22 protein-coding genes and 1 tRNA gene are annotated in these 20,337 nt (G+C 67.6%); 5 read left to right on the top strand and 18 right to left on the bottom strand.

The window, feature by feature from the left end:
* Window positions 1–106: 106 nt before the first annotated feature.
* The 7 genes from ACW7G2_RS06630 to birA all read right to left on the bottom strand — a co-directional run bounded on the left by ACW7G2_RS06630 (window position 107) and on the right by birA (window position 4,527).
* On the bottom strand, window positions 107–304 hold the full coding sequence (locus tag ACW7G2_RS06630) for a CsbD family protein (RefSeq protein ID WP_456973974.1): 198 nt from the start codon (window positions 302–304) through the stop codon (window positions 107–109).
* A gap of 205 nt (window positions 305–509) precedes the next feature.
* Window positions 510–665: an entericidin A/B family lipoprotein gene (locus ACW7G2_RS06635; protein ID WP_456973976.1), complete on the bottom strand. Its 156-nt coding sequence runs from the start codon at window positions 663–665 to the stop codon at window positions 510–512.
* A gap of 153 nt (window positions 666–818) precedes the next feature.
* On the bottom strand, window positions 819–1,742 hold the full coding sequence (gene rocF, locus ACW7G2_RS06640) for an arginase (protein WP_456973978.1): 924 nt from the start codon (window positions 1,740–1,742) through the stop codon (window positions 819–821).
* A 16-nt stretch (window positions 1,743–1,758) separates the two neighbouring features.
* Window positions 1,759–1,834: transfer RNA gene (locus tag ACW7G2_RS06645), tRNA-Thr, on the bottom strand.
* An 85-nt stretch (window positions 1,835–1,919) separates the two neighbouring features.
* Complete coding sequence (locus ACW7G2_RS06650; protein WP_456973980.1) at window positions 1,920–2,777, bottom strand: SPOR domain-containing protein; 858 nt, start codon at window positions 2,775–2,777, stop codon at window positions 1,920–1,922.
* Between the two features lie 17 nt (window positions 2,778–2,794).
* Entirely contained in the window at window positions 2,795–3,535 is a 741-nt protein-coding gene (locus tag ACW7G2_RS06655; RefSeq protein ID WP_456973982.1) for a type III pantothenate kinase, read from the bottom strand.
* On the bottom strand, window positions 3,532–4,527 hold the full coding sequence (birA, locus tag ACW7G2_RS06660) for a bifunctional biotin--[acetyl-CoA-carboxylase] ligase/biotin operon repressor BirA (protein WP_456974153.1): 996 nt from the start codon (window positions 4,525–4,527) through the stop codon (window positions 3,532–3,534). Before birA ends, ACW7G2_RS06655 begins: the two co-directional genes overlap by 4 nt.
* A 223-nt stretch (window positions 4,528–4,750) precedes the next feature.
* Between birA and ACW7G2_RS06665 the strand changes: the two genes are divergently transcribed.
* Window positions 4,751–5,026, top strand: a complete 276-nt coding sequence (locus tag ACW7G2_RS06665; protein ID WP_456973984.1) for a hypothetical protein — start codon at window positions 4,751–4,753, stop codon at window positions 5,024–5,026.
* 25 nt (window positions 5,027–5,051) lie between these two features.
* Window positions 5,052–5,798, top strand: a complete 747-nt coding sequence (locus ACW7G2_RS06670) for a M90 family metallopeptidase (RefSeq protein ID WP_456974155.1) — start codon at window positions 5,052–5,054, stop codon at window positions 5,796–5,798.
* A gap of 122 nt (window positions 5,799–5,920) precedes the next feature.
* Here ACW7G2_RS06670 and ACW7G2_RS06675 read toward each other — a convergent pair whose 3' ends face one another.
* From ACW7G2_RS06675 to ku, 6 genes are all read right to left on the bottom strand, one after another.
* The gene (locus tag ACW7G2_RS06675; RefSeq protein WP_456974157.1) at window positions 5,921–7,297 is read right to left on the bottom strand and encodes an ATP-binding protein; all 1,377 of its coding nucleotides are present in this window, start codon (window positions 7,295–7,297) and stop codon (window positions 5,921–5,923) included.
* 102 nt (window positions 7,298–7,399) lie between these two features.
* A complete protein-coding gene (locus tag ACW7G2_RS06680; protein WP_456973986.1) occupies window positions 7,400–8,086 on the bottom strand; it encodes a response regulator transcription factor in 687 nt (228 codons plus the stop codon).
* A gap of 50 nt (window positions 8,087–8,136) precedes the next feature.
* Window positions 8,137–8,517, bottom strand: coding sequence for a hypothetical protein (locus ACW7G2_RS06685; protein ID WP_456973988.1), 381 nt, complete (start codon window positions 8,515–8,517; stop codon window positions 8,137–8,139).
* A gap of 217 nt (window positions 8,518–8,734) precedes the next feature.
* Complete coding sequence (gene dusA / locus ACW7G2_RS06690) at window positions 8,735–9,751, bottom strand: tRNA dihydrouridine(20/20a) synthase DusA (protein ID WP_456973990.1); 1,017 nt, start codon at window positions 9,749–9,751, stop codon at window positions 8,735–8,737.
* Window positions 9,752–9,870: 119 nt separating this feature from the next.
* Window positions 9,871–12,267, bottom strand: a complete 2,397-nt coding sequence (gene ligD / locus ACW7G2_RS06695; RefSeq protein WP_456973992.1) for a DNA ligase D — start codon at window positions 12,265–12,267, stop codon at window positions 9,871–9,873.
* Between the two features lie 3 nt (window positions 12,268–12,270).
* Window positions 12,271–13,233 carry a non-homologous end joining protein Ku gene (gene ku / locus ACW7G2_RS06700; protein ID WP_456973994.1) on the bottom strand — a complete coding sequence of 321 codons (963 nt, stop codon included), beginning with the start codon at window positions 13,231–13,233 and terminating at the stop codon, window positions 12,271–12,273.
* 207 nt (window positions 13,234–13,440) lie between these two features.
* Here ku and ACW7G2_RS06705 point away from each other — a divergent pair, with 207 nt between their 5' ends.
* Window positions 13,441–13,620 carry a hypothetical protein gene (locus tag ACW7G2_RS06705; RefSeq protein WP_456973996.1) on the top strand — a complete coding sequence of 60 codons (180 nt, stop codon included), beginning with the start codon at window positions 13,441–13,443 and terminating at the stop codon, window positions 13,618–13,620.
* A 4-nt stretch (window positions 13,621–13,624) separates the two neighbouring features.
* Here ACW7G2_RS06705 and ACW7G2_RS06710 read toward each other — a convergent pair whose 3' ends face one another.
* From ACW7G2_RS06710 to ACW7G2_RS06730, 5 genes are all read right to left on the bottom strand, one after another.
* Window positions 13,625–14,275: a hypothetical protein gene (locus tag ACW7G2_RS06710; protein WP_456973998.1), complete on the bottom strand. Its 651-nt coding sequence runs from the start codon at window positions 14,273–14,275 to the stop codon at window positions 13,625–13,627.
* A 146-nt stretch (window positions 14,276–14,421) separates the two neighbouring features.
* The gene (locus ACW7G2_RS06715; RefSeq protein WP_456974159.1) at window positions 14,422–14,853 is read right to left on the bottom strand and encodes a hypothetical protein; all 432 of its coding nucleotides are present in this window, start codon (window positions 14,851–14,853) and stop codon (window positions 14,422–14,424) included.
* A gap of 80 nt (window positions 14,854–14,933) precedes the next feature.
* Window positions 14,934–15,362: a hypothetical protein gene (locus tag ACW7G2_RS06720; protein WP_456974000.1), complete on the bottom strand. Its 429-nt coding sequence runs from the start codon at window positions 15,360–15,362 to the stop codon at window positions 14,934–14,936.
* 107 nt (window positions 15,363–15,469) lie between these two features.
* Window positions 15,470–16,216, bottom strand: a complete 747-nt coding sequence (locus ACW7G2_RS06725) for an HAD family hydrolase (protein ID WP_456974002.1) — start codon at window positions 16,214–16,216, stop codon at window positions 15,470–15,472.
* A 112-nt stretch (window positions 16,217–16,328) separates the two neighbouring features.
* Window positions 16,329–16,658, bottom strand: a complete 330-nt coding sequence (locus tag ACW7G2_RS06730; protein ID WP_456974004.1) for an EF-hand domain-containing protein — start codon at window positions 16,656–16,658, stop codon at window positions 16,329–16,331.
* 315 nt (window positions 16,659–16,973) lie between these two features.
* Here ACW7G2_RS06730 and ACW7G2_RS06735 point away from each other — a divergent pair, with 315 nt between their 5' ends.
* Window positions 16,974–18,149 (top strand): PQQ-dependent sugar dehydrogenase, encoded by a 1,176-nt coding sequence (locus tag ACW7G2_RS06735; protein ID WP_456974006.1) that lies wholly within the window; start codon window positions 16,974–16,976, stop codon window positions 18,147–18,149.
* A 76-nt stretch (window positions 18,150–18,225) separates the two neighbouring features.
* Window positions 18,226–20,325 carry a PAS domain-containing protein gene (locus tag ACW7G2_RS06740; protein WP_456974008.1) on the top strand — a complete coding sequence of 700 codons (2,100 nt, stop codon included), beginning with the start codon at window positions 18,226–18,228 and terminating at the stop codon, window positions 20,323–20,325.
* The last annotated feature ends 12 nt before the right edge of the window (window positions 20,326–20,337 follow it).

Raw genomic sequence — 20,337 nt, forward strand, 5'->3', positions numbered from 1 at the left:
CTCTGGGCAGGCGCCCTGAACAGCACGGGGGCCGGCATTGCCGGCCCCCGTCCATCACTCCGTGGCCCGCGGTCCGCACCATTGGCGCTCACGGTGGGCGTCAAGATCAGAGCGTGCGCTCGAAGTCCTTGACCTCCTGCTCGGCGCGGTCACGGCCCCAGCCGTACTGCTCCTGCAGCTTGCCGGCCAGGTACTCGCTGTTGCCTTCGGCCACGTCGAACACGTCGTCGGTCAGGTCGCCCCACTTGGCCTGCGCCTTGCCTTTCATCTGGGACCACTTGCCGGAAATGATGTCTTTATTCATGGGTCTTACCTCGGTTGTGGGGATCGACGCGGTTGTTGCCGCGCACCTGCACTTTGCGTTGGGCGGCTTGAAGGCGGGGTCAAGGTTTCGTTGTGCGGCGTTGACATGCATGAACGACGGGGCTCGGCTTGCGGTGGTGCAAAAAGAAAGCCGGCTTGCGCCGGCTTTCTTCATCTGTCCGCGTCGTGCGCGGCCGATCAGGTAATCAGATCGGATCGGTGGCCCCGGTGTCTTCCGCCGCCTCTTCCACCTTCTCACCGACCTTCTGCACATCCTGACCCGCACCGCGGACGGTGTTGCAGGCCGTGAACGTGCCGGCAGTGAACAGGGCGAGCAGCAGCAGTGCAGTCAAACGCTTCATGGATGTCTCCTTGGTAAGGGGTTGGGCAACGCGTGATGTGAAGGCGTGGCCCGTGGGACCCATGAAACCCCAGACTGATGTGAAGCCCATGCGAACCCTTGTCTGCAGCGGCGTCTGCCAGCCGGGTCCATTCAGCCTCGCAGCGGAGCCGCGTCAGTCGCGCATGAGGGTGGACTTGCCGAACAGGCTCTCCACCATTTCCACAGCCAGCTCCGCCGTGGCGTTGCGGATATCCAGCGTGGGGCTGACTTCCACGATGTCGAGCGAGGCCATGCGGCCGGTATCGGCGATCATTTCCATTACCAGCTGCGCCTCGCGGTAATTCAGGCCGCCCGGCACGCGGGTGCCTGTGCCCGGGGCGATGGACGGATCCAGCATGTCCACGTCGAAGCTCACGTGCAGGTGCACGTTGTCGTCCAGGTCTGCCAGCGCCTGCTGCATGGTGCGCTTCATCCCCACTTCGTCGATGAAGCGCATGTCGTAGATGTCCAGACCGTATTCCTTGACCAGGCGTTTTTCCTCCTGGTCCACGGAGCGAATGCCGATCTGTTTGACCTGCGAGGGCAGGATGGCCGGCACGTGGTCGCCGATCCCGGTCAGCACGTCCGGGCCAAGGCCGCACAGACAGGCCACCGGCATGCCGTGGATGTTGCCCGACGGGGTGACGTTGCTGGTGTTGAAGTCCGAATGCGCGTCCAGCCACAGGATGCGCAGCTCACGGCCCTGCTCACGGCAGTGGTCGGCGACCGCCGAGATCGACCCGATGGCCAAACAGTGGTCGCCGCCGAGCATGACCGGCATCCGTCCGGCGCGCAGTTCGGCAAGCGATGCCTCCCGCACCGCGCGGTTCCACGCCACCACTTCATCCAGATGGCGATAGCCCTCCACCGGGGGCTGCCACGGGTTGGCGGGACCATCGAGATTGCCGCGGTCCACCACATCCACGCCGCGCCCGCGCAGGGCCTCGGCCAGTCCGGCGATGCGCAGGGCCTCGGGCCCCATGCGCGTGCCCTGGTGCCCGGCGCCCACATCGGTAGGCACGCCAAAGATCGAAACGGGAGGATGTTTCCTGATCATCATGTTTGCCTGGGTCTGGTGCCGCTTGTCCGACTCGAACGGACGACCTACCGCTTACAAGGCGGTTGCTCTACCAACTGAGCTAAAGCGGCTTGAATCCGGCCAGGGCCGCGCAGTCCGCGCCTGGACTGCCCTCCCCGGCTGAGGCAGGCATTCTAACGCGCCGTGGGCCTGGCTTCACTGCAGGGGCGCGCAATTGATTGCGGTGGCCTGCGCGGCCTGGGTCGCAGCGCGCGCGGATTCGGCATCGAGCTGCACTGCAGCCACGTCCAGCCACAGCACCGGGCCGCTTCCGCCCAGTGGCTCCACCCTGACCTCGAAACCGGCCTCACCCAGCGCCGCCTGGTGGCGCCGGGCCCTGTCCTCGGCGGTGAACCGGCCCAGCGCGATGGCATTGGCCTCGTCGCCCTGCCCCACGATGAAGTGGTCGTTGAAGCCCGCTTCTTCCAGGCGGGTCACCATGGCCTGCGCCTGGTCGCGGTCGGCCAGCGGCGGCAGCATTACCCGCCAGCCGGACGGGTCGTGCGGCACTTCGCGCCGCACGATGCGCTGTACCCGTGGCTGCAGTGCAGTGCTTGCAGCTGCCAGCTGCTCCTCCTGCTGCCAGGGGCCCAGCCTGAAGCACGCCAGCGCCGGAGCGGCGGCGATATCCACATCGCCGGCATCGGCCCTGCCGTCATTGTCCGCGCCGCCAGCGGCCCCGACGTTATTGCCCGCGACGTCATCGGCCCCGACGTCATCGGCCCTGCCGTCATTGCCCGCGCCGCCAAGCGCACCGGCCCCGTCGTCTTCACCGGCCGGCATCCCGTCGGCCATCGCCCCTGCGAACGTCGATCGGGTATCGAACACCCGGGCTGCGCCCAGCGCAGCCGCCTCCAGCACATCGGGGCCGGCTTCCGACGCCAGCAGCAGGCGCGGCACATCGGCCGGCAGCTCCGGCAGGGGCGTGGGCTCCGGCGCGGGACGCGCGGCCCACCACAGGGCCACCCCCAGGTTCATTACCGCCAACAGGACAATCAGTGCGCGCAGATGCATGGCCGGATTCTAGGCGTTCAGGACGACTCTTCCATCCTCAGCCATCGTGCCAGCCCTTCCAGCACCAGCTGGGGGGCGAGCAAGGCGCCTTCGATGCCCGCCGCCAGTGGCCCGGCACCACCGCCATGCATCAGCAGCACGGGCGCCTGCCCCAGCTCGCGCGTGGCCACAGTGCGGCTGCGTTCGATCAGGGCCAGGGCGGCCCCTTCGCAACCGGAAGCCAGGGCGTCATCGGTGTCGACAGCAAACTCCACATAGGCGCCGCCTTCATCGGGCAGCTGCGCAGCGCGCGCGTGCAAGGCCTGCCGCATCAGCGCCGGTGAGGGGGCAATGCGGCCGCCATGGTGGCGGCCACGATCATCCAGCAAGTCGATAGTCAGCGCCGTGCCCACGCCTACCAGCAGCCAGGGCCCCGGGCCGCGGGCGTGCGCGCCAAGCAGGGTGAGGAACCGGTCCACGCCCAGCCGCTCGGGGCGCGGGTAGGCAACCCGCACGCCGTCGCAGCGGGCAAGCGTGCTGGCCACGGAGATCCTGCCGCTGCGGGCGGACAACGCGTCCAGCAGGATCGCGCGCAGCGGTGCGGCTGCCACGCTGGCAACCGCGGCAGACTCGATCCGCTCCGGCAGCAGCGATTGCCAATCCGGCGCGAACGCGCTGCCGTCATGCCCGATCGCCCGCACTTCGCCGATTCGCCCCTGCGCGTCCATCGGAGCCAGCTTGAGCCGGGTGTTGCCGAGGTCAAACAGCCAGCGGCTCATCGGCGCACCCCGCCCGGGCGGATGCTCACCTCGCCGGCATGCACGGCCTGTTCGCCGTCGTCCATCTGCACCCTCAGCGCACCGTCGGCAGCGATACCCAGGGCGATGCCCTCGCGGATGCCGTGGAAGCCGTGTACTTCGACGTGCTGCCCGGCCAGTACATCCAAGGCGGCGTAGCGCTGCAGGAACGGCGCCAGCCCTTCGCGATCGAACTGCACCAGCGCCGGCAGCAACCGCGCCAGGCAGCCGGCAACCAGATGGTTGCGGGAGGGAAGCCGATCTCCGGCCACTGCGTGCAGGTCGGTCCAGGGCTGATCAATGTCCGCCGCGGTCTGCGCGGGCATGCGTACGTTCAGCCCTGCCCCGATGACGGCGCGGACGGGGCCGGCGTTTTCACCGCCTCCTTCTACCAGCAAGCCACCCAGTTTGAGCAGCCCGCCTGCGGGCGCGGGAACCACCAGGTCGTTGGGCCACTTCAGCCGCACCTGGTCGATCCCGGCGGCGTGCAGCGCTTCGGCCACCGCCAGGCCGGCCACCAGCCCCAGCCCCCCGAGTCGCGCCAGCCCGGCATCGAACCGGCGGGCTACCGACAGGTACAGGTTGGCGGCCAGCGGTGACTCCCAGTTGCGGCCGCGCCGGCCGCGGCCGCCGCTCTGGCGTTCGGCCAGCAGCACCTGCACCCCGTTCGCCGCAGCGGGCCGGCGGAGCAGTTCGGAATTGGTGGAATCAATCAGCCAGGCCACATCGAGTTCCGCCACCTCGGCCCGTACCGTCTCCGGCAGTTGCTCAAGGATCTTCTGCCCGTCCAGCAGCTCCAGCGGTCGCGACAACGCATAGCCGCGGCCGGGACTGGCCTCGATCTCCACGCCGGCGGCGCGCAGTGCTTCGATCCGCTTCCACACGGCGGCACGGGTCTGCCCGCTGGCCTGGGCCAGGACATCGCCGGACACTGGACCGGCCCGCAGCCGCTCAAGCAGCGCGCGATCAGACAGGGGCTCCGGGACGGAGCGGAGACTGGATGAAGACATGGCGGGCGCTGCAGCGAATTCCAGGGTCTTGAGTCTATCGCCCACTTCGCCCATTCAGCCGGACCGCGCCCGCAAACGGTGTTGCAATGCAACACGAAACATGCATGCAGAGCCGCGTGGTTGACTGTTATAGTCCGGGGCTCGCTCCAGGTTTCGGTTCCGCCGATTCCGCCAACCGGGCACCACCATGATTTACCGCATTGCCATCCTGTTGCTGTTCTGCAGCGCAAGCCTGCCGCTCCTTGCGAGCGAAGAGAGCGTGGCCAGCCCGGACGGCAGCGGAGACTGTGCCTCCGTCATGTCCCCTGAGGCGCCCGGCGACAGCTCGTCGATCGCCGGCATCCAGGGTGATGTCGAGGCCGCCGGCACGGACAAGACTTCTTCCGGAAGTCGCGGTGGCAACGCCGAGAACAGCGTTCGCACCCCGCGCATGCACAACCTGCTGCCGGGCATGTTCCGCTGAGCCTGGCATCAGGCGCGTGTTCGGCCTGATCCGGCGCCTGCGCCGCGAACCCCCAGCCCCGGATCCATCCCTGTGGCACGCAGTGCGTGCGCGCACTCCGTGGGTCGCCCGCCTGGACGATGAACGTGATGCCCGCCTGCAGCGGCTGGCAGCGTGCTTCCTGGCGGAAAAAGCCATCACCCCCATCAACGACCTGCAGCTGGACCCGAGCCAGCGGATGCAGCTGGCGGCGCTGTGCTGCCTGCCGCTGCTGGAGTTCGGCCCCGCAGGGCTGCAGGGCTGGCGCGAGCTGATCGTCTACCCGGACGCATTCCGGGTGAACCGGACCCACATCGACGCCGCCGGCGTGATGCATGAGTGGGACGACGAGCTGATTGGCGAAGCCTGGGAATCCGGCCCGCTGATCCTCTCGTGGGCCGACGTGGAGTCGGACTTGGCCGATCCACGCGCGGGCTTCTGCGTGGCGGTCCACGAAATGGCCCACAAGATCGACGCCCTGGACGGTGTGCTCGACGGCACGCCGCCGCTGCCGCGCGCCTGGCAGCAGCAGTGGGCGCGCGACTTCCAGCGCAGTTTCGACGCGTTCGTTGTCCAGGTGGAGCGCGAGGCGGAAACCGCCATCGACGCCTACGCTGCCGAAGCTCCGGAAGAGTTCTTCGCCGTGTGCAGCGAGTACCACTTCAGCGATCCGGCCACCCTGACCCGCGAAATGCCCGAGGTGGCCGCGCACCTGGAGCGCTTCTACGGCCCCTCACCCTTCGCTCCCCTGTAGGAGCGCGCCATGCGCGCGAAACCGCGTGAACCGGGTTACGCCGCAACGCTTCGGTCACGTAGCTGCAGCCGACGCCCCGTGTGCCGCCAGATGTCACGCGGCTTCGCGCGCATGGCGCGCTCCTACAGGCCCGGGGGCAGGACGACTTCGAAGCGGGCACCGCCCAGCTCTTCGGAGGCACCCACGTTCAATTCGCCGCGGTAGCTGGCAATGATGTCCTGCACGATCGACAGTCCGATACCGTGACCGTGCACGCGCTCGTCGCCGCGCACACCACGCTGCAACACCGCCGCGATCCGGTCGGGGGGAATGCCCGCGCCATTGTCTTCCACCGTCAGGATCACGCCGGGGCGCCGATTGGCCGCAGAGGCTCCCGGCTTCACCGTCAGCAGCACCCGCGAGCTGGCCCACTTGAAGGCGTTCTCAAGCAGGTTGCCCAGCAGCTCCTGCAGGTCTCCGGGCTCGCCGTGGAAGCGCGCCTCCGGGTCGATCTCGAACTCGCACAGCACGCCCTTGCTGGCGTAGATCTTCTCCAACCCGCGCACGATCTGCTCCGCATGCGGCTCGATCTCGACCGGCGCGGCAAACAGCTTGTGGCCGCGTGATGAAGCCCGCCCGAGCTGGTAGCCGACCAGGTCGTTCATGCGCCGCAGCTGGATTTCCAGATCTTCGCGCAGTTCCGCATCGCTGGCATCGGAGTCCAGGCGGGTGCGCAACACCGCCAGCGGCGTCTTCAGGCTGTGGGCCAGGTCGGCCATGGTGTTGCGCTGGTGTTCAAGGCTCTGGCGTTCGCTCTCGATCAGGGCGTTGATGCTTTCGGTCAGCGGCTGCAGCTCGCGCGGGTGCAGGTCGCCCATGCGGTTGAGCTGTCCGCGCTGCACCCGGGTCAGCTCGTCGATCACCCGCCGCAATGGCCACAGGCTCCAGCGCAGCACGCCGGACTGCAGCAGCAGCAGCACCGCCCCGGACACACCCAGATAGCGCCACAGCGCCTGGCGGAACACCTGCACCTGGCTGGGCAGGGTTCCCGCGTCTTCCATGATGTAGACGCTGAAGGGGGTTTCGATTTCCTGCCCGCCCATCTCGCGCACCAGCACGAAGCCGCGGCCGTAGCGGACCACTTCGCCGTCCAGACCGGCGCTGTCGGTCATCGGCAGCGGCCCGTCGATCCGCTCCTGGCCACCCTCCAGCAGGGGCATGTCCGGCAGCTGTGGGCCTTGGGCTGAACCCGACAGCCACTGCGAGTCGGTCATCACCACCACGGCGTACAGGTCACCACCCGGGCGCTCGAAGCGCTCGTCGGGTGGATACTCGGGCGGGATCAGGGTGTCGTCGCGGGCGAACTCGATGGTGCCCGCATAGAATTCGGCAAACACCCGCAGGCGTTCGCGCTGGCCCTGGCTGGCCACATCCACGAACGCACGATCCAGGGCGAAGCCGGCCAGCGCCAGGAACGCAACCAGGCCGACGCTGGCGGCCAGCAACTGGCGCACCTGCAGAGAGCGCGGCCGCCACGACATGCGATATCCCCGGACGTTCCCCATGGCTTCAGCCTACTCCGGCCGGGCCGCCTGCGCGGACCCCGGCCATCAGGCGCCCGCTCAGCTTTCGGCGTTGCGCGGGATCGCGAAACGGTAGCCGCGACCGCGCACGGTCTCGATCGGCTTGAGCGTGCCTTCCGGGTCCAGCTTCTTGCGCAGCCGGCCGATGAACACCTCCAGCACGTTGGAGTCGCGGTCAAAGTCCTGCTGGTAGATGTGCTCGGTCAAATCGGCCTTCGAGACCAGATCGCCGGCATGCATCATCAGGTATTCGAGCACCTTGTACTCGTAGCTGGTGAGATCGACGTTCTTGTCGTCCACCGTCACCGTCTGCGCTGCAAGATCAAGCGTGACCGGTCCGCATTCGAGCTGCGGCTTGCTCCAGCCGGCCGCACGCCGCACCAGCGCGTTGATCCGCGCCAACAGCTCCTCGACGTGGAAAGGCTTGACCAGATAATCGTCGGCGCCCTGCTTGAGGCCGTCCACCTTGTCCTGCCAGCTGGAACGCGCGGTCAGGATCAGCACGGGAAACTGCTTGCCTTCGTCGCGCAGGGCCTTGATCAGCTCCATGCCGGACATCTTCGGCAGGCCCAGATCGATGATGCCAACGTCAAACGGCATCTCACGGCCCATGTAGAGGCCCTCTTCCCCGTCCTGGGCGGCGTCTACCGCGAACCCCTCACGCTTCAGGCGCGCGGCAAGAGTCTCGCGCAGTGGGGCTTCGTCCTCGACGAGCAGAATCCGCATTCCTATCTCCAGTCACTGGGCCTTGCGGCCGTTTGTTCAAGTATCTGAACTCAATCGTCATCGCCGCGTGAGCGCTGGCTGCGGCGCCGTTGTGGATCGTCTTCGAAGACCCGCACCCGGCCCCGGTCATCAACCATCTTGATGCGGTTGATCTCGCGCCCGCCCGAGTGCATGCGCTCCGCGCTCAGGATCTGGCCGCGATTGGCCTGGCGTACATGGCGAATCGAATCAGCCATCGAATCCTGTCGCTCCGCTTGGCGGCGCGGGGACTGCTTCTGGCGGGACGGCTGGGGCTGTTGCTGCCGGGCGCGCTCTTCTGCCAGCCGCTCCATCCGCTGCTCGTGCAGCCGCTGGGCATGCGCCGGCGGGCCAAGCAGCAGGACGGCGGCAATCGGCAACAACCACAGCAATTTCGTTGAAAACAGTGGCATGGGCAGCAGAATTATTGTGATGGGCTGGTGAAACAAGCTGCACGTGCCTGGATCCTGCCAGGCCCGGAGCCCCTAAATTGTTGATTTTTCGGGGTGAATCCGTCCTTAATCCGCCCCGGCACGGAGCCGTCCCGTTCAGGTAGGACCTGTCCCGATTCTGCCCGATCAGGTTCTTTCCGCAACATGTCGCCGGTTGCGGCAGGCCAAACGCGTGCATTCAGGCTGCTGACGCGCTCCGCCGGGTGGCATCCAGGGCCTGCTCCACCAGCGCCCAGCCGGCATCCGGCAGGTGCGCGCCTTCGCTGAGCACCCGGCGGAAGGCACGCCCTCCGGGCTGGCCCTGAAACAGTCCCAGCACATGGCGGACGATGTGTTTGAGGGCAAGCCCGCCAGCCAGCTGCGCCTCCACATGCGGACGCAGCTCGCGCAGCAGTTCCTCCCGGTCCCGCAGCGGACTGCCGGTCCAGGCTGCGTGCAGGCGGTGCAGCAGGTAGGGGTCGTGGTAAGCCGCACGGCCCAACATCACCCCATCCACGTGTTCCAGGTGGGCTGTCGCGGTATCCAGATCGGCAATGCCACCGTTGAGCCAGATGGTCAGCTCCGGACGCTCACGCTTGAGCCGGTACGCCCACTCCGGGCGCAGCGGCGGGACCTCGCGATTCTCCTTCGGGCTCAGGCCCTTCAGCCAGGCATTGCGGGCGTGCACCACGAAAGTGTCACAGCCTGCCGCAGCTACCGTGCCGATGAAGTCGGCAAACCGCTCCCACTCGCTGTCGTCATCCACGCCCAGCCGACACTTCACGGAGACCGGCACCGGGGTGGGCAGGTCCGCGACCGCCTCGCGCATGGCCACCACGCACTCGGCCACCAGCGCCGGCTCACGCATGAGGCACGCACCAAAGCGCCCCGCCTGGACGCGGTCGGACGGGCAGCCGCAGTTGAGGTTGACCTCGTCGAAGCCGTGTTCGGCACTGATCCGCGCCGCCTCGGCCAGCAGCCCCGGATCGCTGCCGCCCAGCTGCAGGACCACCGGATGTTCGCCGGGATCCATCGCCAGCAGGCGCCCACGGTTGCCATGGATCACGGCATTGGCGTGCACCATTTCGGTGTACAGCAGCGCGTTGGGCGCCAGGATCCTGTGGAACACGCGGCAATGGGTATCCGTCCACTCCATCATCGGCGCGATGGACAGCGGGAAGGCGGAGCCGGGTTGGATCGGAAAGGAAGCGGTCACTGCACGAAGGCCAGGAGCCTGAAGGGCCGGATCAGCCCGCTATTGTCGGCGCTCGCGGGCGCGAGGTCCAAACGCACCCGCTGCGGGGTTCAGCAAACAGGCCGCGCCGCGATGCCGCTTCAGGTGCCAGGCAGTTGCTGGCGCGATTCCACGTAGCCCTGCCAGGGGTCGCTGCGCAGGCTGGCCGCACGGCGTCTGGCCCGGGTCATGTCGTAGTCCCCACCCGACCGGGTGCGGCCCAGCTCTTCCCAGCGCACCGGCATCGCTACTGGCGCACCCTTGCGCGCCCGCAGGACCCAGCTGGCTACGCTGGTCGCGCCGCGGGCGTTGCGCAGCCAGTCAATGAAGATCCTGTCGCGCCGCGCCTGCTTGGATGCAGTGGCCACGTAGCGCATGGGCGAGTGCGCCGTCATGGCCTTGGCGAATGCCCCGCAGAAATCCTTGGCGGTCTCCCAATCGGGGCCGGGCCGGATTGGTACGCACACGTGTACGCCCTTGCCTCCCGACAGGCGGGGCCAGCTCTCCAGCCCCACTTCGGCGAGTCGGTCGCGCACCTCACGCGCGGCACGGATGACTTCGTTCCACGGCACCCCGTCCGCCGGGTCCAGATCAAACACCAGCCGGTCCGGCTTCTCGGGTGTCTTGCGTCTCGCGCCCCAGGGATGGAACTCGATCGCGTTCATCTGCACCAGCGACAGCACGCCCTGGATGTCGCGCACATAGATGTATTCGTCCTTGCCCTCGCGCTCGCGCAACATCACCGGATGCACACCCGGGCCAAGGCTGTCAGCGTGGTGTTTCTGGAAGAAACATTCTTTGCCAATCCCGCCCGGACAGCGCAGCAGCGACAGCGGGCGCTCGACCATTTCCGGCAGCAGCCAGTCGGCTACCGCTTCGTAGTAATCGGCCACGTCCTGCTTGGTGACGCCCTCGCCCGGATAGACCTCGCGGTCGGGGCTGGTCAGGCGGGTGGAGGCCATATCGTTCTCCTTTGTCGGGCGGGCCCGGCGGAGTGGTGCATGCGGCGCATCGAGGTCCTCGCGCAGACCCACGAAGCTGGCCTGGCGCACGAGCCCCTCCTTGCCGCGACCGCGGGTGTGCACGTCAACCATGAGTTCCGGTCGCACCCAGCGCACGCTGCGCAGCGGAAAAGGCACGTGTGCAGGCAGCTCCACCACGGCTTGTTCCGCATGCAGCCCTTGCAGCCGCTTGTGGATGGCGCGCAGCGAGTCGTCACTGAAGCCACTGCCCACCCGGCCCATGTATTCGAGCCCGGCGTCCGCGGTCCGGGCCTGTGCCAGCAGCAGCGAGCCGAAGCCATGCCGGCTGTTCTTTGGCGGCGTGTAGCCCACCACCACGAACGACTCATCGGCCACGTGCTTGAGTTTGATCCAATCGCCCTGGCGGCCGCTGCGGTACGGCGAATCCGCGCGCTTGCAGACAATGCCCTCCAGTCCGGAACCGACACTGGCCTGGAAAGCCGCAGCGGCGTCGCCTTGCACATGTTCACTGAAGGCCAGCACCGATGATCCGGTCGCTTCGATCAGCTGGCGCAGCAGCGCGCGGCGCTCACGCAGCTCGCACCCGCGCAGGTCCACGCCGTCCAGGTACAGCAGATCGAAGGCCACGTACCGCAGCTGCGCTGTATCGCCGCGTTCGAGCAGGCCCTGCAGCAGGCCGAAATCGCTGCGCCCGCGCGCATCGATCGCGATCAGCTCCCCATCCAATACCGCCTGCGCCACCGGCATTTTTCCAAGCGCAGCGACCAGCTGCGGCAGCCGCTCCGACCACCGCAGCTGGTTGCGCGAATACAGCTCCACTTCGTCATCGCGGTAGGCCAGGAGTCGATAGCCGTCCCACTTCACCTCGTGCTGCCAACCGTCACCGCGCGGTGGCTGTGTGCGCAGGGTCGCCAGCTGCGGCTCGATCCCGCGGGGCATTGCGGCCTTGCGGCCCCCTGCAACCAGGGCCAGCTTGCGCCATCCATCCTTGCCGGCAGGTTCGTCCAACAGGACGTCGGCGTCCACATCCCGCGCGTGGGCGTCGGTGCGCTTGATCAGCAGCCACTGTGGCTGGCGCTCCTGGCGCCCGGTGCGCACCAGGGTAAAGCGGCCCTGCAGGCGCACGCCGTCGAGCGAAAAATCCAGCTTGCCCGCGGCGATCGCCTCAAGCGGATCTCCTTCGGCCACCCAGGTGCCGCTGTCGAAAATCTCCACCCTGCCTGCGCCGTATTGCCCCTTGGGTATCTCCCCTTCGAAGGTGGCGTAGTCGAGCGGGTGGTCTTCCACCTCCACCGCCAGGCGCTTTTCCCCGGCCCGCAGCGAGGGACCCTTCGGCACCGCCCAGCTCTTGAGCGCGCCGTCCGCCTCCAGGCGGAAGTCGTAATGCCTGCTACTGGCGTGGTGCAGCTGCACGACGAAGATCGGCGCACCTTGCTTCCCCCGCCCCCGGTCTTCCCCTGAGGGCTCCGGCGTGGCATCGAAGCTGCGCTTGCGGACGTAGTCGCGCAGGCTCACGGCTCAGCCCGCCTTGCGCGCCGCCGCCTTCCTGGCGGCCTTTTTCCCGCCGGATCCGGTGGATGACTTCCTTGCCGCCTTTTTTGCGGTTTTCCTGGCTGCTTTCTTCGCCGGCTTCTTGGTGACCTTGGCACCGCCATTCCCGTTGCCTCCGCCGCGCTTGCCACCCTTCTTTTCCAGACTGCGCTTGAGCAGCTCGGCGAAATCGATGACGTTGGTGGCCGCGCCCTCCGGATGCCGTTCCTGCTCGGGCTCGTCATCCTGCACCACCTTCTTAGAGCGCACCCGCTGTTCAATCACCTGCTGCAGGCGGATCCGGAAGTCGTCCTTGAACTGCTCCGGCTCCCACTCGCCGGCCATCGAAGTGATCAGCTGCTCGGCCATCTCCACCTCGCGCGGGGTGATTTTCCACTTGTCGGATTTCCCCTCGGGCAGGCGGTACTCCTCAGGGTCCACCAGCTCCTGGGAAAAGCGCAGCACCATCATCACCAACGCGTCCCCGCGCGGCAGCACCGCAGCCAGGTATTCGCGGGTGCGGATCACCACCCGGCCGATGCCCGCCTTGCCGGTGCGGGCCAGCACATCGCGCAGCAGCACATAGCCTTTCTCCGCCTTCGCCGCGGGCTCGAGCACGTACGGCTTGTCGAAGTATTCCACCCCGATCGATGCAACGTCGACAAAGGTATCGATATCGATCGTTTCCTTGCGGTCGGGCGCAGCCGCGGCGATATCCTCTTCCTCGATCACCACGTAGGCGCCCTTGTCGTACTCGAACGCCTTGACGATCTCCTTCCACGGCACTTCCTCGCCGGTTTCCTCGTTCACCCGTTCATAGCGAACGCGGGCATTGTTGCGGCTGTCGAGCATGCGGAAACTCAGGTCCACGCGACGTTCGCCGGCCATCAGCCGCACCGGGATGTTGAGCAATCCAAACGACAGTGTTCCAGTCCAGATCGGCCGGGCCATGGGGCGCTCCTCGGGTCAGTCAATGTGATCGCGCGGCTGTGATGCCAGGCGTGCGGCTCAGGCGCTGATATGCCCCGCCGTTGACCGGGACAGAAACGATGGCAGGGCCCGCGTGGATGCCGCGTCACGGCCGTGTGGGCCCACGGTCACGCCACCACAACGTCAAGCGGCAGACGATTGTCATCCCAAGTCAGCGAGGTGCTTCCCATGGGTCGAGATCGCAAGGACCTGCCGGCTGAAGACGGTGGGCGCGGCAATGCCGAAACAGCCAGTGAGCGTCGCGCGCGCCATAGCCACGCTGACAGCAACCAGGACGAGGCGCTGGAGGAAACCTTCCCCGCCAGCGATCCGGTGTCGCCATTCGTGCCGGCCAAGCCGCGCAAGTGATCTGCTAGAACGGCTCCCCGTCGCCCAATGCCGGCTGGATGGGCGGCTGGCCGTGATCCGGGAAGGTCCGCGACAGCTCTTCATCCAGTTCCAGCGGCCTGCCCCAGCGCTGGTAGCTGTGGACTACGCCGCGCTTGAGGCGGGCAAAGGCTTCGCTCCCCGGACCGGCACCCAATCCGGCGGCCAGCGTGTTCCAGCTGGCGGCCGGCTGCTGTTCGCGCAGGTCAACGATCAACCCGCATGAGCGGCCGGTCACCCGGGCCAACGAGCAGGCGAAATACACATCGCCCGGCTCCCATTCCGACTCGTCCATCAACGCAGTCAGCGGTCCCCGCGCAGCGCCGAGATACCGCACCATCTCATCGATAAACGCTTCGCGGTGGCGGCCCGCATAGCGGCCGACATCTGCCAGGCGGGCGTCAAGCCAGACGTCACCGGTGGCCGACACTTCTTCCGGTCCGGCTTCTTCCTGCCCGTCGTCCTCATCGGGATCCGCCGGCTCCTGATCCAACTGCTCTTGGTCCAGCTGACCCTTCTGCTGCCGTTCCGGCGGCGGCGGGACCGTCGCGGTGTCCTGGGCGCTGGCATTGGCCGTGAGTGCCATGCCCAGGCACAGGCCAATCAACAGGGCATGTCTGCAATATCTGTCCATCATTCCTCGCTCACCGGCTACTGGCCCACCACCGTCCCGGGCGCCAGGGTACCGGTCAACCGGACTCCAGCCAGCACGAGCAGCTCGCCCGCGGCATACGTGTTTCGCAGCGGCCGATTGTGCCGCAACAGCGCCAGGAGCGCCGCCGATCAACGCTCGGAAATGATGAACGAGCCGAACGCGACGCCCACGTCCCAGCCATCGCCGGTGCCGGCCAGGGCCAGGCTGACCGGCCCGTTGGTCACCACCCGGGCGTTGGCTGAACGCACCGCGCCCGCGTGCGCTTCGGCCGACGCATAGCCGCCCAGCACTTCGCGCATGCTTTTGACGCCGGAAAACGTGCCGCTGCCGTTGTCGATCCGCGACTTGCCGAAACTCAGTCCGCCACCGCGGGCTTCGATCGTCACCGGCATGCTTTGCCCGTTGTTGCAGCTCACCGTTCCGGTACCGCTGGCGGTCTTGTAGAACACCGACCAGCCGCTCATGTTGAAACTGAGCCGGCAATCCAGCTCCGCTTGCGCCTGCGCCGGGCCTGTAGGCAACGCGGCAAGCAGGGCGGCGACGGCCGCCGCGGCAAGCATCTGCAATGCCCTGCTGCCGGAGCCCGCTTGCCCGCGATGCATGGCGTCGGTACCCGCCAGCGGTTGTCGCCTGCGCCCGCTCACCAGCGGTTGTCCCGGCGGTTGCGCTTGCCGCGGTTATCGCGGTCAAAGCGCGGGTCGTAGTAGCGCACGCTGCAACGGCCATTGCGGTCGCAGTTGCCGTTGCGCTGCTTGGCGTGGCCGCGGGCACGGGCGTGCGGCGGCGGGCCACGGAACTGCGACGGATGGTAACCGGCACGGTAGTTGCGGGGCACTTGGCGGTAATACACCGGCCGCCCGTGGCGGTCGCGAACCATCACCAGCCGGTCGTTGTGCCCGTAGTTGCCATGGCGGTAATAAGGCGAGCCACCGCGCAGCACCACATCGGCCACGTCGACAATCACGCGGACCAGGTCGTCACTGGCACGGGCCGGGGCCGGAGCCAGCGCGGCGGCGCCGAAACCGGCGGCCAGGATCAGGGGAGCAAGCCAACGGAAGGAAATGGACATGTGCGGACTCCTCGCATGGTTCCCCGGCGGGCGGCGGGGCGATGGATCCACCATGCCCCGGCAATGGTGAACCGGCTTATAACCCACAGGCCCCCGCTGGCCCGGGTTCAGGCCGCGGCAGCACCGGCTGCGGCGGCAATCTCTTCCACCACTGCGGGGAGGGAAGCAGGGTTGGGGGCTTCGCGCATCCGCGCGGCGTGCCCACCCAGATCCGCCTCCATCTCGTGCTCCCAGGTCACGTGGTAGGGCATGTGGACCGCCCAGCCGCCCAGCTCCAGCACCGGCGCCACATCCGAGCGCAGCGAATTGCCGATCATCAGGAAGCGGTGCGCGGGCAGGCCAAATTCGCCCAGCACCCGGGCATAGGTCTGTGGATCCTTTTCGCTGACGATCTCGATCCGCGGAAACAGCGCCGCCAGACCCGATTCACGCACCTTGGCTTCCTGGTGGAACAGGTCGCCCTTGGTGATCAGCACCACCTCGTAACGGGCGGCCACCGCCTCCACCGCTTCGCGGATGCCCGGCAGCAGTTCCACCGGGTGCTGCAGCATGTCCTTGGCCAGGCGCAGGATGCGGCCGATGTCGGCGGCGTCGATGCGCGCTGTGGTGATGTCGATGGCCGCTTCGATCATCGACAGCGCCATGCCCTTCACGCCGTAGCCGAACAGCGCGATGTTGCCCTTCTCCACCGCATACAGGCGCTGGCGCGCACGGCTGTCGTCAAGGTCCACGTAGCGGCCGAGGATGTGCTCGAACTCCAGCTGCGCCTGATCGAAGAAGTCCTGGCTGCGCCAGAGGGTGTCATCGGCGTCGAAGCCGACCAGGCCGATGCTGGATTCGCTTTGTTCTGTCATCCGCGCATTTTACGGGACAGAAAAAAGGCGGGGCGACCAGATGGCCGCCCCGCCCGCATGAAGCCAATGCTTCATCCGCCGGATCAATCCTTGCGGGATCGCTCTGGCGGGTTCAGTCTTCCTGAGGCGGCGGGGCGCCTGCGCCCTGCGAAGCGGCCCAGGCCTGGTACTCCTGCGGCGTCAGCACGCCGTCGCCGTCAGCGTCGGCCTGGTCAAAGACCGAGGCCAGCTGCGCCAGGCCCGCGGCTTCGGAGCGGCTGAGGTTGCCGTCACCATCGCTGTCCAGGTCATTCCAGCTCACCTGGCCCTGGGGGGCAGGCTGGCCGGTCGGCGCCGTCGGCTCCTGACCGAGGTCGTCGGCTTCCTGGGCGAAGGCCATCGGCATGGCAAGGGCAAAGCCGAGGGCGAGAAGGCCGGTCAGGGGCTTGCGTACGTTGTTCATGCAGTCTCTCCAGTTGAAATCAAAAGCGCGGACCGTGTCGCTCCGCACGGCGCCGAGACTGCTTGGGCCCAAATGAACCGCGCGGGGGCCGGCGTTCGCACTGTCCACGCGCTTTTAACCAAAAGCCGCCGGACAGCAGCTAGGTCCCGACGTGACCGGGTCGGCATTGGAGCCAATAGAGCGCGCCACTGCGCGCCGACGCTCGCAGACGCCGTTCCGGGGAACGGAGCGCGGAGGACTGAATACAACACAACCTTTACTTGCCGGTATCTTATGCGCTCCTGTCATTTCACCCGTCCGGATACGGAGAGCACCATGACCCGACACCTGCTGGCGGCCGCCTGCGCCGCCCTCCTGGCCAGCGCCTGCGGCGGCAACCAAGTGCCCGTCAACTTGGAAGGGCCGGCTGCCGAGGCGGCGGAACGCGCCGCGGCCAGCTCCGGGCGCCCCTTTACGATGGAGGAAATCAGCCGCTTCAATGAGCCATGGGCCATGACCTTCCTGCCCGATGGCCGCCTGCTGGTGACGGAGAAGCCGGGCACGCTGCGCCTGTACGACCCCCAGCGCGACATCACCGGCCAGATCCGCGGCGTCCCCGAGGTGGTGCACGGCGGCCAGGGCGGCCTGGGCGACGTGGTGCTGCACCCTGACTTCCAGAGCAACCCGCTGGTCTACATCAGCTATGCCGAGGCCGGCGAAGGCAATACCGCCGGCGCGGCGGTGGCCCGTGCGCGGCTGGTGCTGGACGGCAGCGGCGACGGCTCGCTTGAGAATCTGGAAGTGGTGTGGCGGCAGGTGCCCAAGGTCAGCGGCCAGGGCCACTACGCGCACCGCATCGCTTTCCACGACGGCATGCTCTGGATCAGCTCCGGCGACCGGCAGAAGTTCGATCCGGCCCAGGACATGCAGTCGAACATGGGCAAGATCCTGCGCCTGAATGAAGATGGCTCGGTCCCCGCTGACAATCCCTTCGCCGACCAGGGCGGCGTGGCCGCGGAAGTGTGGTCGCTGGGCCACCGCAATCCGCTCGGCTTCGTGTTCGATGCCCAGGGCCGGCTGTGGAACCACGAGATGGGCCCCAAGGGTGGTGACGAACTGAACCTGGTGGAGCGCGGCGCTAACTACGGCTACCCGATCGTTTCCAACGGCGATCACTACGACGGCCGCCCGATCCCCAACCACGACACCCGCCCCGAGTTCCGCGCCCCGGTGATCACCTGGACCCCGGTGATTTCTCCGGCCGGCTTCATCATCTATGACGGCGGGATGTTCCCGGACTGGAGCGGCAGTGGCTTCATCGGTGGCCTGTCCTCCGAGTCGCTGGTGCGGATCGAGTTCGACGGCGAATCGGCGCGCGAAGCCGAGCGCTTTGACATGGACACCCGCATCCGCGAAGTGGAACAGGGTCCGGACGGCGCGATCTGGCTGCTGGAAGACGGCGGGCAAGGTGCCAACGGCAAGCTGTTCAAGCTCACGCCTGCCGGCTCCTGATGTCCCCGGCCGCCGGCGACGCCTGGATGACCCACGCCCGGCCCGATTGCCGGCACGTGGGGTAGGATCTCGCGCGATGGGACAGGCCGGGACGATCCTGCTGGTAGACGACACGCGCAGCGATGCCGCGCTGTATTCGGCCCTGTTGCGTCGCGCCTCCAATCCCCCGCGCGAGGTGGAACATGCGCAGTCGCTGGAAGCGGCGCTGCGGATGCTAGAAAGCGGCCGCTACGCCGCGGTCCTGCTCGACCTCGGACTGCCCGACTGCGAGGAACTGCAGGGCCTGGAAGCGATCGTGGGTCGCTACCCGGAGTTGCCGGTCGTGGTATTGACCGGGCGCGACGAGGACCTTGGCGAGCGGGCCATCGCCGCCGGCGCCCAGGACTACCTGCGCAAATCCGAGGCCAAGCCTGCGGTGATCGACCGCGCATTGCGTCTGGCCCAAGCCCGCCAGGAACTGGAAAACCGCGATCGGCAGGCACGCGAAGAACTGCTGCAATCACGCAGGCAGCTGGCGGAAAGCGAGCGCCGCTACCGCGACATCTTCGATCACAGCATGGGCCTGATCTGCACCCATTCGCTTGGCGGCATGCTGCTGTCGGTGAATCCGGCGGCGGCAGAAGCATTCAGCCTTGCACCGGAAGCGCTGGTGGGACGGCGGCTACATGGATTCGTGCCCGCGGCCGCCCACGACCAGGTCGACGCCTACCTGGGGCGCATCCACGAACGCGGCGCGGACCACGGCCTGGTGCCGGTGATAGTCGACGGTGAGCTGCGGATCTGGCGCTATCACAATCGCCTGATCGACCGCGAGGGAGAGCAACTGGTGCTGGGGCTCGCCCATGATGTGACCGACCGGCAGCGCATCGAACGCGAACTGCGCGCCAAGACCGCCGAACTGGAAGCGGTGAACGACGCCGCCCCGCTCGGCCTGATGCGCACCGATGCCCAGGGCCGCTGCACCTATGTCAACCGTACCTGGCAGGCGCTGGCCGGAGTCTCCCAGGAGCAGGCTTTGGGCAATGGGTGGCTGGAAGCAGTCCACCCGGAGGACCGTGAGCGGGTGGCAGAACAGTGGGAGCGCACCTGGCGCGCCGGCGAGAAGTTCTCCGGCCGCCAGCGCTACATGCATATCGACGGGCGCACCGTCTGGTGCACGGTGCATGCCTCGCCGATGATCATCGACGGTCGGATCAGCGGCTATTTCGCCACCGTCCAGGACCTTACCCGCGAACACCTGGCCGAGTTGGCCCGCCGCCGCGGCGACCGGCGCCTGGCCACCCTGGCCGATGCGCTGCCGCTGCTGCTGATGTTCGTGGACCGCGACATGCGGGTGGAGTTCATCAACTCCGGTTGGACGGACGAGCTGCAGCGGTCGGTCGAGCAGATCATCGGTCAGCCACTGGTTGAACTGATCAGCAACTCGGTGGCGAAATATTTCGCCGAGGGCCTGGAGCGGGCCCGCGCGGGAGTCGAACACAGCGTGGACTTCGACGATCCGGGCGACACGGCTATCCGCACCTGGAATGCGGTGTTCATCCCCCAGCGCGACCAGGACGGGCACGTGGATGGCGTGCACGTGATGCTGCGCGACGTGACCCTGGAAAAGGCCCATCGTCAGGAACTGGTGCGTCGCGCCGAACAGGACCCGCTGACCGGTACGTTCAACCGTGCCGGCTTCGAGGCGCACGGCGGCCACGCCTGGAAGGAAGCCGCACGCCAGGGACGCCCGCTGGGCGTATTCTTCTTCGATCTGGACGACTTCAAGGAAATCAACGACAGCCTGGGCCACGCATCCGGCGACGGGCTGCTGCAGGAAGTAGCCACCCGGGTCCGCGAGAGCCTGCGGGCGGACGACATCATCGGACGCCTTGGCGGGGATGAGTTCGCGGTGATCGTGCGCCATGTGTCCGACGCGGGCGCGGCCGAAACAGTGGCCGCGAAGCTTATCGGCGCGGTCAGTGCTTCCACGCGGCAAACGGCCGCGGGCGCCGCCGACCAGACCCGGCATGCCTCCTGCAGCCTGGGCTATTACATCGCCGACGCGGCGCAAGTGTCACTGCAACAGGCCCTGCAGCGCGCGGACCAGGCGCAGTACGCAGCCAAGCGGGCCGGCAAGGGCCTCGCCGTGCAGTGGCAGGCACGCGGCCTGCCACAAGCACGGGACCGCAGGTAACACGCGCCAGGA

Source organism: Luteimonas sp. A277, from assembly GCF_054052045.1.